General features: G+C 67.2%; 12 protein-coding genes and 2 tRNA genes. 5 read left to right on the top strand and 9 right to left on the bottom strand.

The genetic code is table 11. From position 1 onward, the window contains the following. Positions 1-29 precede the first annotated feature (29 nt). Positions 30-1,688 carry an alpha-glucosidase family protein gene (locus tag QFW80_RS15580; RefSeq protein WP_280602889.1) on the top strand — a complete coding sequence of 553 codons (1,659 nt, stop codon included), beginning with the start codon at positions 30-32 and terminating at the stop codon, positions 1,686-1,688. A gap of 133 nt (positions 1,689-1,821) precedes the next feature. Further along, positions 1,822-4,578 (top strand): TonB-dependent receptor, encoded by a 2,757-nt coding sequence (locus QFW80_RS15575; protein ID WP_280602888.1) that lies wholly within the window; start codon positions 1,822-1,824, stop codon positions 4,576-4,578. A gap of 447 nt (positions 4,579-5,025) precedes the next feature. Here QFW80_RS15575 and QFW80_RS15570 read toward each other — a convergent pair. Continuing rightward, a tRNA-Val gene (locus QFW80_RS15570) sits at positions 5,026-5,100 on the bottom strand. Positions 5,101-5,244: 144 nt separating this feature from the next. Next, the gene (uvrB, locus tag QFW80_RS15565; RefSeq protein WP_280602887.1) at positions 5,245-7,275 is read right to left on the bottom strand and encodes an excinuclease ABC subunit UvrB; all 2,031 of its coding nucleotides are present in this window, start codon (positions 7,273-7,275) and stop codon (positions 5,245-5,247) included. A 150-nt stretch (positions 7,276-7,425) separates the two neighbouring features. On the opposite strand from uvrB, the gene QFW80_RS15560 reads away from it, so the two are divergent. Then, a complete protein-coding gene (locus QFW80_RS15560; protein WP_280602886.1) occupies positions 7,426-7,956 on the top strand; it encodes a GspH/FimT family pseudopilin in 531 nt (176 codons plus the stop codon). Positions 7,957-8,101: 145 nt separating this feature from the next. Further along, positions 8,102-8,178, top strand: a tRNA-Asn gene (locus QFW80_RS15555). A 78-nt stretch (positions 8,179-8,256) separates the two neighbouring features. Here the strand turns inward: QFW80_RS15555 and QFW80_RS15550 are convergent. From QFW80_RS15550 to QFW80_RS15525, 6 genes are read right to left on the bottom strand one after another with little or no spacing between them, the layout of a single operon-like run. Continuing rightward, a complete protein-coding gene (locus QFW80_RS15550; protein ID WP_280602885.1) occupies positions 8,257-8,667 on the bottom strand; it encodes a type IV pilin protein in 411 nt (136 codons plus the stop codon). 5 nt (positions 8,668-8,672) lie between these two features. Continuing rightward, positions 8,673-12,257 (bottom strand): pilus assembly protein, encoded by a 3,585-nt coding sequence (locus tag QFW80_RS15545; protein ID WP_280602884.1) that lies wholly within the window; start codon positions 12,255-12,257, stop codon positions 8,673-8,675. A 3-nt stretch (positions 12,258-12,260) separates the two neighbouring features. Then, complete coding sequence (locus tag QFW80_RS15540) at positions 12,261-12,794, bottom strand: pilus assembly PilX family protein (protein ID WP_280602883.1); 534 nt, start codon at positions 12,792-12,794, stop codon at positions 12,261-12,263. After that, complete coding sequence (locus tag QFW80_RS15535; RefSeq protein WP_280602882.1) at positions 12,794-13,660, bottom strand: hypothetical protein; 867 nt, start codon at positions 13,658-13,660, stop codon at positions 12,794-12,796. Before QFW80_RS15535 ends, QFW80_RS15540 begins: the two co-directional genes overlap by 1 nt. Beyond that, positions 13,657-14,154 (bottom strand): prepilin-type N-terminal cleavage/methylation domain-containing protein, encoded by a 498-nt coding sequence (locus QFW80_RS15530; RefSeq protein ID WP_280602881.1) that lies wholly within the window; start codon positions 14,152-14,154, stop codon positions 13,657-13,659. Before QFW80_RS15530 ends, QFW80_RS15535 begins: the two co-directional genes overlap by 4 nt. Next, the gene (locus QFW80_RS15525; RefSeq protein ID WP_280602880.1) at positions 14,154-14,708 is read right to left on the bottom strand and encodes a GspH/FimT family pseudopilin; all 555 of its coding nucleotides are present in this window, start codon (positions 14,706-14,708) and stop codon (positions 14,154-14,156) included. Before QFW80_RS15525 ends, QFW80_RS15530 begins: the two co-directional genes overlap by 1 nt. Before the next feature lie 160 nt (positions 14,709-14,868). Here QFW80_RS15525 and QFW80_RS15520 point away from each other — a divergent pair, with 160 nt between their 5' ends. Next, positions 14,869-15,897: a sensor histidine kinase gene (locus QFW80_RS15520; protein ID WP_280602879.1), complete on the top strand. Its 1,029-nt coding sequence runs from the start codon at positions 14,869-14,871 to the stop codon at positions 15,895-15,897. A 14-nt stretch (positions 15,898-15,911) separates the two neighbouring features. On the opposite strand, the gene ppnN is transcribed toward QFW80_RS15520, so the two are convergent. Next, a complete protein-coding gene (ppnN, locus tag QFW80_RS15515; protein ID WP_280602878.1) occupies positions 15,912-17,306 on the bottom strand; it encodes a nucleotide 5'-monophosphate nucleosidase PpnN in 1,395 nt (464 codons plus the stop codon). Positions 17,307-17,332: the final 26 nt, after the last annotated feature.

Genomic DNA, 17,332 nt, shown 5'->3' with positions numbered 1-17,332 from the left:
CGCCACCGAACGGGGTCGCGGAGAACACGGTGTCTGCACGGAACAGCCAGGACTGGTGGCGCGGCGCGGTGATCTACCAGATCTACCCGCGCAGCTTCCAGGACACCAATGGCGACGGCGTCGGCGACCTGCCGGGCATCATCGACCGGCTCGACCATGTCGCCAGCCTCGGCGTGGACGCGGTGTGGATTTCGCCGTTCTTCCGCTCGCCAATGGCCGACTTCGGCTACGACATCGCCGATTACCGCGACGTCGACCCGCTGTTCGGCACCCTCGACGACGTCGACCGCCTGCTGGACAAGGCGCATGCGCTCGGCATCCGGGTGATGATCGACCAGGTGCTCAGCCACACCTCCGACCAGCACGCCTGGTTCCGCGAGAGCCGGATGAGCCGCGACAACCCGAAGGCGGACTGGTACGTCTGGGCCGACCCCAGCCCCGACGGCACGCCGCCCAACAACTGGATGTCGCTGTTCGGCGGCGTCGCATGGCGCTGGGAACCGCGGCGCGAGCAGTACTACCTGCACAACTTCCTCGCCTCGCAGCCCGACCTGAACTTCCACAACCCGGAGGTGCAGCGGGCGACGCTGGAGAACGTGCAGTTCTGGCTCGATCGCGGTGTCGACGGCCTGCGCCTGGACGCGATCAACTTCTGCTTCCACGACCGCCAGCTGCGCGACAACCCGCCCAAGCCGGCGGCGCTGCGCACCGGGCGCGGCTTCAGCACCGACAACCCCTACGCCTACCAGTACCACCACTACAACAACACGCAGCCGGAGAACCTGCCGTTCCTCGAGTCGCTGCGCGCCCTGCTCGACCGCTATCCCGGGGCCACGACGCTCGGCGAGATCTCCTCGGAGGATTCGCTGGCGACCACCGCCGAGTACGTGACGCCCGCTCGGCTGCACATGGGCTACAGCTTCGAACTGCTGACCGACGATTTCAGCGCCGGCTACATCCGCCACACCGTCGAGCGGCTCGAATCGACCATGACCGAGGGCTGGCCGTGCTGGGCCATCTCCAACCACGACGTGCGCCGGGCGGTGACACGCTGGGGCGGCACGGGAGCCACGCCGGCGCTGGCGAAACTGCTGGTGGCGCTGGTGTGCTCGCTGCGCGGGTCGGTATGCCTGTACCAGGGCGAGGAACTGGGCCTGCCCGAGGCCGACGTGCCGTTCGAGGCGCTGCGCGATCCGTACGGCATCGCGTTCTGGCCCAATTTCAAGGGGCGCGACGGCTGCCGCACCCCGATGCCGTGGACCGGCGACACGAACGGCGGCTTCAGCGACGGCGAGCCGTGGCTGCCGGTCCCCGCCGAACACCTGGGCATCAACGTGCGCGCGCAGGAGACCGACCCGGCCTCGACGCTCAACGGCGTGCGCGCCTTCCTGCGCTGGCGCAGCACCCAGCCTGCCCTGAGGCAGGGCGCCATCCGCTTCATCGATGCGCCCGAACCGGTCCTCGCCTTCGTGCGCGAGACCCACGAACAGCGCGTGCTGGTCGTGCTGAACCTCGGCGACGCGCCGGTGTCGATGACGCTGCCATCGTGGGCACATGCGCCGGCATCGCTCGCGGGGCACGGCCTGGCCCAGGCCCACTTCGATTCCGGCCGACTCGCACTGCCCGCGCACGGCGCCTGGTACGCACAGCTCGCCGCGGTGACGGAACCGCAGCCCGCAACCGCATGAATACGTATGCAGCGTGGCGCACCGCGTCCGCTGCACGCCTACCATCGAATCCAGCCATGGATACCGCGCTTGCGAACGCGTCCGCACGCGCCGGGGTACACCACAGACGTCGACTGATCCTTCGGGAGGGGACATGTTGAATCCACAGCGCAACCTGCTGAGCCTCGCGCTCGCATCCGCCATCACGTTGGCCGCCGCACAGGCCGATGCGCAGGACGCGCAAACCGGCGACACGGCCGAAACGCCGCAGGCCGAGGCCGCCGAACTCGACACGATCGTCGTGCGCGGCATCCGTCGCGGCATCGAGAGCGCGATCTCGGTCAAGCGCGAATCCACCTCGATCGTCGAGGCGATCTCGTCGGAGGACATCGGCAAGCTGCCCGACGTCAGCATCGCCGAATCGCTCGCGCGCCTGCCGGGCCTGTCCGCGCAGCGCGTGGCCGGACGTGCGCAGGTGATCAGCGTGCGCGGCCTGTCGCCGGACTTCTCGACCACCCTGCTCAACGGCCGCGAGATGGTGAGCACGGGCGACAACCGCAGCGTCGAGTTCGACCAGTACCCCTCGGAGCTGATCAGCGGCGTCACCGTGTACAAGACGCCCGACGCCGGACTGGTGGGCCAGGGCCTGACCGGCACCCTGGACATGCAGACGGTGCGCCCGCTGAGCTTCGACGAGCCGACCGGCGTGGTCAGCGTGCGCGGCCAGCACAATTCGCTCGGCAACGCGGCCGATGCGTCCGGCTATGGCGAGCGCATCAACGCCAGCTACATCACCCGGTCCGAGGACCGCCGCTTCGGCTTCTCCATCGGCTATTCGCACTCGAACACGCCGATCCAGGAGAACCAGGTGGGCCTGTACGAGCCGTGGCAGGCCATCGGCGACGGCTGGCGCCCCGGCGTGCCGGCCGGCACGTTCTACTCCGACGGCATCAAGGCGCTGCGTCGCACCGGCAACACCGAACGCGACGGCGTGATGATGACGCTGCAGTTCCGGCCGTCCAACGTCTGGACCAGCACCCTCGACCTGTTCCACTCGCAGGCCGACCAGGTCAGCACCGCGAACCAGTTCGAGGTCCACATCGGCGACTACAACGGCGGCTACGGGCGCCTGGAAGTCACCAACCCCGTGATCAACGCCGACGGCACGTTCACCGGCGGCGTCGCCAACAACGTCTATCCGCTGGTGCGCGGCATGTACAACCAGCGCGAGGACGAGATCAACGCCTTCGGCTGGAACAACGCCTTCAACCTGGGCGCGGTCGAGCTCAACACCGACGTGAGCTACTCGAAGACCGAGCGCGACGAGATCGTGCTCGAGAACAACACCCAGCTGCTGCCGGCCCCGCAGTTGGACTCGGTCGCGCTCGAGTTCCGCAGCGACGACTTCTCGCAGCTGGTTCCCAACCGCGACTACTCGGATCCCGGCTCGCTCTACCTCACCAACACCATCTACGGTTCCGGCTACGGCAAGACGCCGCGGGTGGAGGACGAGCTGCGCGCATTCCGGGTCGACGCCTCGATCCCGGCGCCGGAAGCCGCGGCGTGGCTGATCGACTTCGACCTGGGTCTGAACTACGCCGACCGCAAGAAGAGCAAGTGGCAGCCCGAAGGCAACATCAACCTCGGCGCGCAGGGCGACACGCCGATCGCCGACGACCTGCAGTACGGCCTGGTCGACCTCGGCTTCGCCGGCGTGGGCATGATCCCGTCCTGGAACGTGCCCGAGGCGGTCGCGCGCTACATGAGCTTCATCCCGGTCGACAACCTCTCCTACCTGATCCCGAAGGCGTGGCGGGTGGATGAGGAAATCGCCACCGGCTACGCGCGCGCCAACCTCGACACCCAGTGGGGCAGCGTGCCGGTGCGCGGCAACGTCGGCGTGCAGGTGCAGCGCGTGGACCAGTCGTCCACCTCCCGCTACTGGGACGCCACCCTGCCCGAAGGCCAGAACGTGCAGCCGATCACCCGTGGCAAGTCGTACACGGAAGTGCTGCCGAGCATGAACCTGGCGTTCTCGCTCACGTCCGACCAGACCCTGCGCGTGGCCCTGGCCGAGCAGATCGCGCGGCCACGCGTGGACGAGCTGCGCGCCTCGCTCGAGTTCGGCGTCAACACGGCGACCGGCGAGCCCGGCGGGTCGGGCGGCAATCCCGAGCTCGATCCCTGGCGGGCCTATGCGTTCGACCTGTCGTACGAGAAGTACTTCGGCCAGCGCGCGTACGTGTCGGCGGCGTTCTACTACAAGGACCTGCGCACCTACATCTACACCGAGGCGCGCGACGGCTACGACTTCAGCGACCTGCTGGTCGACTACGTGCCCGGCCCGAACGAGCCGCCGACCCAGACCACCGGCCGCTTCACCGCGCCCTACAACGGTGAAGGCGGTTCGCTGCGCGGCCTGGAACTGACCGCGTCCCTGCCGCTCGACCTGTTCACGCCGGCGCTGACCGGCTTCGGCATCGTGGCCAGCGCCAGCTTCAACGACAGCGACATCACCATCCCGCCGCCGCCGAACGCCCAGAGCAGCGTGGGCAGCGAGAACGTGATGCTGCCCGGCCTGTCCAAGCGCGTGTACAACCTCACCGCCTACTACGAGCGTGGCGGCTTCGAGGCGCGCGTGAGCCAGCGCCGGCGGTCGGACTTCATCGGCGAGATCGGCAACTTCGACGGCGACCGCACCCTGCGCTACGTGGTGGGCGAGAACATCACCGACGCGCAGATCAGCTACGCGTTCGGCGACGAGACCGGCCTGGGCGGGCTGAGCGTGCTGCTGCAGGCGAGCAACATCACCGACGAGTCCTACCGCACCTATGCCGGCACCCGCGACCGTCCGCTCGAGCACATCGAGTGGGGCCGCACCTGGCTGCTGGGCGTGAACTACCGCTTCTGATCCAGACGGCGCCTCCGCGCCCCTGCAGCCCCGGCCGGCTCTCCCCCGGCCGGGGCATTTTTTTTGGCTTTCTCCCGTGCAGGGGAGACGATCAAGGCGCCTGGGCCATCCCGCTCGCGTCTCCGGGTCGACGCCGCGTCCCGTCGGCGGGGGGATCGCTCTCCGCTCGGTCGGGGCATCCTGCCCTGATTCGCGCGCAAGGCCGTCCTGTCTTGCTTGCCTCGATCCCCGGCCGGCGCCGGCGGGCACGGCTGAGCATTGTCGAGGACGGTGCTTCAAACTGGATCGACTCCGGGCCGTGTCGATGGAACGAACCCTCCGGACCGATCGCGAGGTGAGCCCAGCCTCGAGCGCAAGCACCTAGCGGCGCAATGTCGCCCCCCCGGAAACGAAAAACCCGCCAGTCGGCGGGTTTCGATCCAGACGCCGAAGCCGTGTGGCCGGGTCTGGTGGGCGGTACAGGGTTCGAACCTGTGACCCCTACCATGTCAAGGTAGTGCTCTACCGCTGAGCTAACCGCCCGTAACGTGGAGCAAGACCGGGCCAGGCCCGATGGTCTGCTCTCCGCTCCCACCCGCGTTGGGGCCAAGGAGGGACCCGCCAGGGTACGGCGGGAGGCGAATTCTAGCCGAACCCGACCGGGCTTGCCATCCTCCGCCCCCCCGTTCAGCCCGCCAGCGTGGCTTCCTTGATCTTGCGGATCTCGTCGCGCACCCGGGCCGCGTCCTCGAACTCCAGGTCGCGCGCGTGCTGGTACATCTGCTGCTCGAGGGCCTTGAGGCGGGAGGCGAGCTTGGCCGGGTCCAGCGCGGCGTAGTCCTCGGCCGGGTCGGCCACGCGCTTGCCGCGGGCCGCCGCGCGCGCCGCGGCCGGCTCGTCGCGCGCGCCCTCCATGATGTCCATGACCGCCCGCACCACCGACTGCGGCGTGATCCCGTGCTCGGTGTTGTACTCCACCTGCTTCTGCCGGCGCCGGTCGGTCTCGTCCAGCGCGCGCTGCATCGAATCGGTGACCCGGTCCGCGTAGAGGATCGCCTTGCCGCGCAGGTTGCGGGCGGCGCGGCCGATGGTCTGGATCAGCGAGCCGGTGGAGCGCAGGAAGCCTTCCTTGTCGGCGTCGAGGATCGCCACCAGCGACACCTCAGGCATGTCCAGGCCCTCGCGCAGCAGGTTGATGCCCACCAGCACGTCGAACTTGCCCAGGCGCAGGTCGCGGATGATCTCCACCCGCTCGACCGTGTCCACGTCCGAATGCAGGTAGCGCACGCGCACGTCGTGCTCGCCGAGGTACTCGGTGAGGTTCTCGGCCATGCGCTTGGTGAGCGTGGTGATCAGCACGCGGTCGCCCATCGCGACGCGCTGGTGGATCTCGCCCAGCACGTCGTCGACCTGCGTCGCGACCGGGCGGATCTCGACTTCCGGATCGATCAGGCCGGTCGGCCGCACCACCAGCTCGACCACCTGCCCCTCCGACTTCTCGATCTCGTACTTGCCCGGTGTGGCGGACACGAAGATGGTGCGCGGCGAACGCAGCTCCCATTCCTCGAAGCGCAGCGGGCGGTTGTCCAGCGCCGAGGGCAGCCGGAAGCCGAACTCCACCAGCGTCTCCTTGCGCGAGCGGTCGCCCTTGTACATCGCGCCCACCTGCGGCACGGTCACGTGCGATTCGTCGACCACCAGCAGTGCGTCGGGCGGCAGGTAGTCGAACAGGCACGGCGGCGCCTCGCCCGGCATGCGGCCGGTGAGGTGGCGGGAGTAGTTCTCGATGCCGTTGCAGAAGCCCACCTCGGCCATCATCTCCAGGTCGAACTGGGTGCGCTGCTGCAGCCGCTGCGCCTCGACCAGCTTGTTCTGGGCGTAGAACTGCTCGAGCCGCTGCGGCAGCTCGAGCTTGATCGCCTCGACCGCCTCGAGCGTGGTGCGCCGGGTGGTGACGTAGTGCGACTTAGGGTAGATGGTGTAGCGCGCCAGCGACCGGCGGGTCTCGCCGGTGAGCGGGTCGAACTGGGTCAGCTTCTCGATCTCGCCGTCGAACAGCTCGATCCGCAGCGCTTCGTCGTCCGACTCGGCCGGGTGCACGTCGACCACCTCGCCGCGCACGCGGTAGGTGCCGCGCCGCAGCTCGGTGTCGTTGCGGGCGTACTGCATCTCCGTCAGGCGGCGGATCAGCTCGCGCTGGTCGATGCGCTCGCCGCGCACCATGTGCAGCACCATCCGGAAGTACTCGTTCGGATCGCCCAGGCCGTAGATCGCCGACACGGTGCACACGATGATCGCGTCGCGCCGCTCCAGCAGCGCCTTGGTCGCCGACAGCCGCATCTGCTCGATGTGCTCGTTGACCGAGCTGTCCTTCTCGATGAACGTATCCGACGAGGGCACGTAGGCCTCGGGCTGGTAGTAGTCGTAATAGCTGACGAAGTACTCCACCGCGTTGTGCGGGAAGAACGACTTGAACTCGCCGTACAGCTGCGCGGCCAGGGTCTTGTTCGGGGCCATCACCAGGGTGGGCTTCTGCACCTGCTGGATGACGTTGGCGATGGTGTAGGTCTTGCCCGAGCCGGTGACGCCCAGCAGCGTCTGCCGCGCCAGCCCGCTCTCGAAGCCTTCCACGAGTTTCTCGATCGCCGCCGGCTGGTCGCCGGCCGGCTGGTACGGCGAGACGAGCTGGAATGCGGCGGGATGCAGGGGATTCGTCATGGGGGACCGGGGAGCGGGCGAACCAGTGTATCGAGCCCCCGTGATGGGGACGGATTGGGGATTTTCCTACCCCGGGGGACGGGGGTGACTGATCGTCCCGGCAGGAGCCGGGGCCCATGCTGTCGGTCCACTGCCACGGAGGGCGTCGGGATGGGCACGAAGGTGCGCGGTTTCACCCTGATCGAGATGACGTTGACGGTCGCGATCCTGGCCGTGTGTGCGGCGGTTGCCGCGCCGGTCATGGGAGAAGTGCTGGAGCGGCAGCGCGCGGGCGCCGCCATGGGCGCGCTGGCGACCCAGATGCAGCTGGCCCGGATGTCGGCCATCACCTATCGCCAGCCCGCCATCCTGTGTCCTTCACGCGATGGTGTCGCCTGCGACGGCTCCACCGACTGGAGCGGGGGCTGGATGGTGTTCCTGGACCGCGACGGCAACCGCGCGCCGGACGCCGACGACGAGATCCTGCGGGTCGAGACCCGGCCGATGAGCCCGACCCTCCGGCTTGTCGGCACGGTGGGGCGCACGCAACTGCGCTACCTGCCCGATGGCCGCAGCGCAGGCACGAACCTCACCGTCTCGGTCTGCAACGACGCCGGCAGCCTGCTGGGCGCGGTGATCGTGAACAATGCCGGCCGGCCGCGGACGTTCAGGCCCGCGGCTCCGGGGGCGTGCCCGGGCTGAGGGGCACGCAGGGGCCGTCCCGTCGCCCAAACGCCCCCAACGCAAGCAGACCGCCTTGGCCGCTGTCCCGCTGCGCCCGACGTGTCGCCGTCGCCCCGAACCCCGGGTTGCCCGGCTCCCGACCGCCGACTACAATCTCCTGCCCGCCCGAATAGCTCAGCCGGTTAGAGCACTTGACTGTTAATCAGGGGGTCGTTGGTTCGAGTCCAACTTCGGGCGCCAGATTCCGGATACCACGAGGCCCGCAGCGATGCGGGCCTCGTGCGTTTTCAGCGAATGGAAATCAACGCCCTCCCGGTTTCACCAGCATCCCGCTGTGGCCGGCTGCTTGGCCCCCGTATGGTCGATGCTGAGCGTCCCACACGAGTCTCCAACTTGCCTGTCTCTCGGTGTGGCGGTAATGCGGTATGTCTTCGCAGCAAGCTGTTCGACGCGCATGCTGTAGAACCGCAGCGCATCGGGATCGCAGCGATTGTCGAGCGTGTCCGCGTTGGGTGCCGTCGCGTAGGTCAACGCTGCCGTGTAATGCCGCTCCATTCCCTGCGCCATCGTTGCCGCACAGGCTGCGCCCCCGGCGCGACGCCCCTTTCTCACGTGTTCGTTGTAGCTCGGCAGCGCGATCGAGGCCAGGATGCCGATGATCGCGACCGTCACCATCAGCTCCACCAGGCTGAATCCCGAAGCACCACGACGCGCGGCGTGTCTGTACATGCCCATCACTCTCCCCTGATCTCACGCCACGACGCCCGATCCCAGCGGGGTGCCAGGGTCTGTGTCCCGCGCACATCGGAACCGCCCGAACCCCCGACCACGAAGCGGCCGCGAAGCAGGTTGGGCAGCGTCGGCATTCCGCCTCCGACGTTCACCGAACCAACCGGCCTTGCCGGCGTTCCAACCACCTCGTTGGTACCGCCATTGCCGTCAAGATTGAAATAGGAGCCGCCGGCGCTGGTTCCGGTAAACGCGTCCAGCGCATTGATGAAGCCGCTGCCTCCTGATTCGCAGGCATCGCCGCTCGGGATGACGCTGGCGGTGATCAGGAAGGTGGACACGACCTGCGCGTCCTGCACAATCCTCTCGCCGCTGGCTGGCAGATCGATGTACCAGCCTTTCGAATCTGGCGGCAAGGGCGTACTCACTTCGAAGCCACGCACCGGGAAGCCGTTGCTGGTCTGGTTGGTGACCTGGATCGTGCGTTGGGTCAGGTTGGCGCCCGTTCCACTCCGGACGATCGCGGTACCGTCGTCTACGAATCCGTACATGCTCTGGACGGCTGTGCTGGCGACGTCGGCCGTCGTCAGGTAGCGGCCAGTGCCGAAGAACACCCAGCGCTGGTTGCTGCGCGGATGCGTCGCAACCGTCACCGCTCCGCTGATCGGCTGCGCCTGGTTGGCCGCATTGGTTGCCGTGAACAGGCGCGTCGCCGTCCACGAAGCCGCATTGGTGTTTGTGAGATCGAACTTCCAGACGTTACCCAGCATGTCGCCGGCATAAACGTAGCTGAGAGTCCTTCCGTCAGCGCCCAGGACACCCGTCGGTGCAGACAGCCCATTGGGCACGCCGGCGGTTCCCACGGCGATCTCGCGAATGACGGCCCCGGTGTCCAGGTTAAGCACGATGAGCGCGGCGCGACCGTTGGTGCTGTTCACGCCATTGCCGAGGACAACGGCATTTGTGCCGGTGCCAGTATCGGGCACGGTGGCCAGCAACGGACGTCCTTGCACGAGCCCCATATTCCCGAGCGGCGTTTCGGCTCGCTCCCACTTGACGTTGTTTCCCGTTCCGAAAGTGGAAGGATTGGTCACATCCAATGCGAACAACCCCTTCCCGCCCTTGCCGAGCGCCCCGACGAGGATGTTCTGGTTCGGCGTCTGCTGGCGCGAGGACACCACGATCGGGCCATCGACGAAGTAGCGATGGCCGTAGTCGGGGCGGCTCAGCGAGGCGAGGTTATGCCAGTTGATGATGCCGGGAATGTAGGCGAACAGTTCGTTGCCATTGGCGGCGTCGAACGCATGGAGCATGCCGTCGTTGGCACCGATATAGACCGTTCCGGCGGAACCACCCGTCCCCGGCACATAAGCGGGCGACGAACCGATGATGTCACCGAGCAGGTGGTTGCGATTGCGCAGATAACCGTTGGTCTGGCTTTCTTCAAGCGTACGCGCGCCCGCGATGTAGGCGGCGTTGTTCGCTCCGGTCACGCCCGGTCTGGTCAGGCTACTCAGCTGGCCGCTCGTGGCCTGGTCTGGGAACGCGCGCGCAGGCTGGTTGGCCGTGGTGGCGTCCAGCGCAGGCGTACCAGATCCGTCGTTGTGATAACGACCATCCGAGGTGAACACGTTACGGCCGGTGGTCGGGATGCCCTTGGAGGCGCACCAGCCGACGCTGGGCTGCGCGGCTCCCGAACAATCCACAGCCTGAACGCCGCCCGCCACAGTCACTGGTTGCGAACGAAGTTCGCCTGTCCATACGCTTGATACGTAATTGGCCTGGTAGACGCGGGACCCGGCATCGAGCGTGGTCGAGTTCGCCGCCACGTTCGAGAACGAACCCGTCCGCTCGACGATGGCGGCGAGTGCCGATTGCAGTCCCTGCGAGAAAGCCTGGGGGTCACTCGCCGCCACGAAGCGGCCCTTAGAGTTGACCGCCGCGTGCCAGAGATCGTCAATGCGATCGGCGTCTTCGCCGTCCATCGGATTAGTCCAGAGCGGGGAATTCGACGCGGGAGGGGGGTTGGTGATCTGCATATTGCCGCGCAGACCGATCGACAGCCCGAATGTCACCATGTGCTGCCAATTGGCCGGATCGGCGTTGGAGGTCGGCACATTGTTAGAAAGGTTGTCGCGCAGATCGTTCTTGTAATAGAAGTCGGCGACGTCACCCAGCGTGGGGCCATTCCCGTCACCATCCGAGTCACCTATGCCGCTCGGATTGCTGTCGTTCCAGTAACCGTCCGTGGTGAGGATCGAGAAGCTCTGTCGACACGAGAGCTGGCTCGCAAGCGCGCCAGGTCCCCACGGTCCGTTGGTGTCCGAGCGTGTGTAATAGTCACCCACGGCCTTGAGTGTCGTACGCAACGGTGTAGAACCGGCACTGACGACTTCCGACTGCATGCTCGTGAACCAGTTGGTCCGATTGTTCGACTCGAACAGGCCGTTGTTGCTGTTAACCGGAATGATGGCTTGAGTACCCGTCGCGCTCAGGTGGGACGAGCGGCCATTGATCGGCGTATAACCGACCCGCAGTTCGTTGCTCAAGCCCGAGAACGCTTCGGAAGCGCCGGCCTTCGCGGTCTTGAAGCGGGTGCGGAAATACGAATACCACGTGGCGAAGTTGGCCAGCTCCTGGGCTTGGGTCCGCGACGCATTTGGTACGGCGGGCGTGGGGACATCGACTTGCGCATCGATCCTCACGCCGGTGAAATTGGCGTTTCCACCGCTTCCGTCACGGCGCAGGGTGGCCTGCCACGTTCCGGATGCCGGATCGGAAACAGAGCAGGACTCACCACCATTGCCATTCTGGGATGTGCACTCGACATTGCCGTTGCGGTAGAGATCCAATCGTACGCGACTGTTTCCTCCGGTCGTGAAAACCTGAAGGATCTCGGTTCCTGTCGGAACAGTAATGTTGACCGTAGCGACCACGTTACCGTTACTGGACGAATAGGGCCCTGCGGGCAGCCCCGGGTTGGCCGTGGGCCTGCTATACACACTTCGTACTACCTCGCCGGCCGAATTGATGCTGTAGCGGTCGTAGTCAGTCGGGCTGGGAGATGTGGAAGCCTGTACGCCGGCATGCGGCACATAGAAGACCGACTCCGTGCTACCGCGCAGATCGATCGTCGAGCCCGACGCCAGGTTCCAGTTGGAGTAGGCGGCACTAACGCTCGTGCCCCCAGTCATCCGAGTCACGCCGTCGGCGGTCATCCAAGGCTGGTAGGTCACCGCTGGGTTGTAGTACACGCCGTTATTCAAGTAGGAACGGTCGTGCGGATCATCCCGGAGACCGGTGCGGCTGGCGCCCGTCCCCGTTCCGGAATAACCGATGGGCTGGACATCGAAATCCTCCGGTAACGTTGGCATCGAGATCAATGCCATCGACCCCGAGTTGTCGAGGATGAACATGATGTTCGGAGGCACGCGCGAGCCCGTGGTCAACGGGTCGTTCGGGACGTCGAAGTTGGCGGCGGCAGGCCAGGCCAGCATCGTCGCGCAGAATGCCGCTGCCGCCGCCCTCCACGGATGGCGACGAGGCACCGGCCGCACCGCTGGGCGCTGGATGGGTTTGCGGTTGTTCATAGGTCAGGTCCCCGGTTCCGGGATGCGGCTGATGATGTTGGCTTGCATGACCACGTCCGCGCGTCCAACGCTACGTGTGCGCGCGGTGACTCGATACATCGGGCTGAAGCAGTCGAGCGTGGGGGGGAGTTGGTCACAGCTCCCTTTGCGCGCGGGACCTTGGCCGAGATACTCGATCCAGTACTCCGGCGGGTCGGGAATCTGCGCGTCGTAGCTGCCGGCAGGCATGGCCCGCCAGCGGGGTGCCGAGCCTGTGGGACAGATGCTGAGATTGTTACAGCTCGTGGCGTCCGGCAAGGCGGTATCCCAAGCTCCCGCGGCCAGTCGTTCCTGTGCGAAACGCAGAGTAGCCTCGGTGGTCTGCACCGCCAGGTTGCGGTCCCGCAGGTTGGCGCTCATGCGCTCCTGCATGGCCGAACTGCGCAGCACGGCGATGCCAAGCACCGACACCGCCACCAGCAGGATCAGGACCACCACTAAGGAGATGCCGCGTTCGCGATGGCGCGCGACAGGGCCGGGTTGATATGCGCGCAACATCACAGCGTCCGCCCCCTCATGCTGACCACGTTCGACACGGTTCGGGTCAGGGCATTGCCCTCTCCATCCGCGCCCTGGAGCGTCATGGTGATGCGCACAGCGACCACGTCCCGCCAGTCTGCCGGTGCAGCGACATAATTCGTGGCGCCCTCTCGCAGATAAGTGAAGGCGATGTTCTGCACACCTTCCGCCACCTCTTCGGCGGCCCCACCATTCCTGCTGACCCAGAGCGAACTGCCGCCGCGCGGATTCGCCCCCACGGACCAGTTCACGTCGCGATAGCGTGCGAGCACGACAGCCGCCGGCGGCGCGTACTGGTCGGCGGTGGGCACGTAACCGCCCGGCAATGCGGCAAACGTCACCGTATTGGTGCCCACGGCGGTCGCCTGCACCACGTGTGTCTTGCGCGCGTTGCACAGGATCAGGATATCGTTGACCCGGAACACGTCAGTCGCGTCATCCACATCATCGGCGTGCAACGTCACCGAATTAACGGTCGAGTTGGTCACCCGATAGGCGGTATCGTCACCCGACACCACCCGCAGCGAGTTCGCGTTTCCACTGACCGCGTTGTTGCGGAACTGCTCCGTGAACGCCCCGGCGCCCTCGACGACGGAGAAATTGGAGCAGGCGGAACCGCCTGCGGCGCGGATGTCGCGGGACATCAGTTCGAACGCGGCACGCGCGGTCTCCTGGATGCGGTTCAATCCTTCATTCGAGCGGAACGTGGTCTGGCTGCTCTGGAAGATTGCGAACGCGGCGCCGATCACGATCAGCCCCAAGACCATCGCGATCATTAGCTCGGTCAGGCCGAAGCCGCCCATCGCCCGTGCGGTACGACGCCTGCGCAGGGTGTGCGTGCTCATATGCGGGTCCGGGTCGTGAACGTTCGATCGTTGTCGCCGCCAGCGCGGGAGTCATCCCAGCGCACGCTGACCACGCACGCATCCGGGCAACCGGCGATCTGCCCGCACGTGGTCACGTCGGCAGCTGCATTAACCGTCCCGCTGACGTTCTCTTTAAGCGTGGTGATCCAGTTCACCATATCGTTCTGCGCCAGCGTGCCACCTGCACCGGCGGCGCAGACCCATGCCCCGCCCGTGTTGTAGGCGCCTGCATTGGCGCGATTCGCGCGCATCGCCTCGATGATGGCATTGCTCTGCATCACAACCTGGCTGGCCTCGAGCGAGCTCTGGCCGCCGCGCAGGGCCAGCGACTGCATCGCGGCCACGCCGAGCAAGCCGATGCCGAGGATCACGACCGAGACCAGGATCTCGATCAGGCTCAGGCCGCGCATGCCGCGGCGGGCCGCGAGGCGCCGGCCTGCCGACGCGCGCCACTGCCTTGCAGAATTGGACATCACGGACAACTTCCTCCACCGTTGTTCTTGGTTGTACGCACCCCGCCGCCCAGCATGACGGTGACGACGCGCTGGTTCTGGGACGGGTGGTCGGTCGGCAGGCAGACGGTCAGCGTCTGCTCCGCATCAATCAGCCCCGAGGGCCGGAACCGGATCCCGGCGGCCGGCCCACTCAGCTGCATGTTGCCGGGCATCGTCTCGTCACGCATGACATCGATCACTTCCGGGCCGGCAGCGGATGCCGCGTTGTCGCGGCCAATCACGATCCAGCGGTTCCAGTTGGCCTGGTTGACGCAGGTGGTACCGTTCGTGCTCGCGCAGACGGTCACGCTGGCGCTCCGCCGTATCGCCTCCGCCCGCGCCAGCTGCAGCGCGGCGGTCAGGTTCTCGTTGGCTGCGGTGATGCGGTTGGCGTTGACCAGCCCCGCCATCGCCGGCACACCCACGACGGCGAGGATGCCGATCACGGCCACGGTGACCATCAGTTCGATCAGGGTGAAGCCGCCCGGACGGGTAGCCCTCGCGGGCGCGTGCGGACGCGTTGGACGGATCATCGGCATACCACTCCCCAGTTGCCTAGACACCCTAGCCGGCTGCCCGAGCCTGCTCCAAGCACTGGGGGACGAACGGCGCAAGTGGAGCCCCGGATGGCTACACTCCGGGTCGATCCCGTTCCGAAACCGGAACGCCATCACGCCCCGAGGCCCGCGCCGCATGTCCACCCGCCCCGGCGATCCGCGCCCGCTCGACCTGCTGTGGCAGCCCCGGACCCTGCTGTGGATCGTGCTGGCCGGGGAGGCGCTGGCGGCCGTGCTCGCCCTGGCGCCAGGCATCCAGGCAGCCCGCCTGCCCTATTTCGGGATGGCCTCGTTCGCCATCCAGTGGGTCTTCATCATCTCGCTGTGCCTGCTCTACCTGGGCAAGCGCTGGCTCGATCGCGCTTCGCCGCCGGTCATCGCGCAGAGCGGCCTGGCGGCGTTGCTGCTCAGTACCTGGCTGGTCGCCGGGCTGGCGCGCCTGTTCCTGCCGCAGCTGGGGTTGGTTCCGACCGGAGGCTGGGGCGTGTTCACGCTGCAGGCGACGCTGATGGCGCTGACCGTGGGCGTGCTGGCGTTCGCGGCCTTCCAGGCGCAGTGGCGCGCCCGCCAGCTCGCGGTCCGCGCCAAGCAGGCGGAGGTGGATGCGCTGCAGGCGCGCATCCGCCCGCATTTCCTGTTCAACGCGCTCAATACGGGAATCGCGTTGGTACATGCGCGCCCCGAAGCGACCGAGCGGCTTCTGCTGGACCTGTCCGACCTGTTCCGTGCGGCCATTTTGGGGCGTGAGCGGGTGTCGCTGGCCGAGGAACTGTCCCTGACGCGACGCTACCTCGAGATCGAGCGCCTGCGTTTCGGCGACCGGTTGCAGGTGCTCTGGAACGTGCCGGACGACGATCCCCGCCTGGACGAGATCGACATCCCGCCGCTGTCGATCCAGCCGCTGGTGGAGAACGCGATCAAGCACGGGATCGAGCCCGCACGCGCGGGAGGCACTGTCTCGATTCTGCTGCGCAGGTCACCGGACACGGTGGTGATCGAAGTCCGCAACCCGGTCGTCGCCGGGGCCGCGGCGTCGGCGGGCCACGGCATCGGGCTCAATGCGGTGCGATCGCGCCTCCAGCTGTTCACGCATGGCGAAGGGGGCGTGGCGACTTCGGTCGCCGACGGTGAACACGTCGCCACGCTCACCCTGCCGCTGCGCTGACGGCAGCCGGTGCCTCAGGCGATGACCCGGTAACAGGGCCGGTATTCGCCCGAGATCTTCATCCGGCGCTGCTCCACGAAGGCGCGCAGCAGGGCGTCCAGGGCCTGCATGATGTCCTGGTCGCCGCGGATCTGGAACGGGCCGAATTCCTCGACGCGGCGCATGCCGTCTTCCTTCACGTTGCCGGCGACGATGCCGGAGAACGCGCGGCGCAGGTCGGCGGCGAGGTCCTGCGGCCGGCGCCCGTGGCGCAGGTCGAGCGCGGCCATGGCCTCGTGGGTGGGCACGAACGGCTGCTGGTAGGGCAGCGGGATGTCCACGCCCCAGTTGAAATAGAACGAATCCTTCTGCGCGATGCGGTGCTCGCGCACCTTGCGGATGCCCGCGGTCATGCGCTTGGCCACCTTCTCCGGGTCGGCGACGATGATCTCGTAGCGCGCCGCCGCGGCCTCGCCGAGGGTCAGGCGGATGAACTGGTCGATCCGTTCGAAATAAGGCGCCGCTGCCGTGGGGCCGGTCAGGATGAAGGGGAACGGCAGCTGGGCGTTTTCCTCGCGCAGCAGGATGCCGAGCAGATACAGGATCTCCTCCGCCGTGCCCACGCCGCCCGGGAACACGATGATGCCGTGGCCGAGTCGGACGAACGCCTCCAGGCGCTTCTCGATGTCCGGCATGATCACCAGGTGGTTGACGATCGGGTTCGGCGACTCGGCCGCGATGATGCCCGGTTCGGTAATGCCGATGTAGCGCGTGCGACGCTTGCGCTGCTTGGCGTGGGCAATGGTGGCGCCCTTCATCGGCCCCTTCATCGCGCCCGGGCCGCAGCCGGTGCAGATGTCGTGCCCGCGCAGGCCGAGTTCGTAGCCCACGTCCTTGGTGTACTGGTATTCCTCGCGCCCGATCGAATGGCCGCCCCAGCACACCACCAGGTTCGGTTCGATCGGGTGCAGGATGCGCGCGTTGCGCAGCAGGCCGAACACCGCGTCGGTGAGTCCGGCGGAGGACTCGAGGTCCTCGGCGTACTGGGGCCCGAGTTCGATCGCCGTGTACGCGAGGTCGCGCACCACCGCGAACAGCAGCTCGGCCACGCCGCGGATGATCGCGCCGTCGACGAACGCCATCGCCGGCGCGTTGATCAGTTCGATGCGGACACCGCGGTCCTGCTGCAGTACCTGGATGTCGAACGAGGGATACAGCTCCTGCGCCGCGCGCGGGTCGTCCGACGCGCTGCCGCTGGTCAGCACCGCCAGCGCGCAGCGCCGCAGCAGGTCGTGCATGCCGCCGGCGGACGCATCCTTGAGCCGCGCCACCTCGTCGCGCGACAGGATGTCCAGCGCGCCGCGCGGATAGATCCGGGTACTCACCACCGGCAGCGCCGTCGCCGCCGTCTCGCTTGCCTGCTGTGACATTCGTCCTCCTGATCAGGTGGCGACTG

The organism is Luteimonas rhizosphaericola (assembly GCF_029888045.1).
Taxonomy (GTDB): domain Bacteria; phylum Pseudomonadota; class Gammaproteobacteria; order Xanthomonadales; family Xanthomonadaceae; genus Luteimonas; species Luteimonas rhizosphaericola.
Note: the sequence above shows the minus strand (reverse complement) of the source record. Positions and strands in the feature narration are given on the sequence as shown.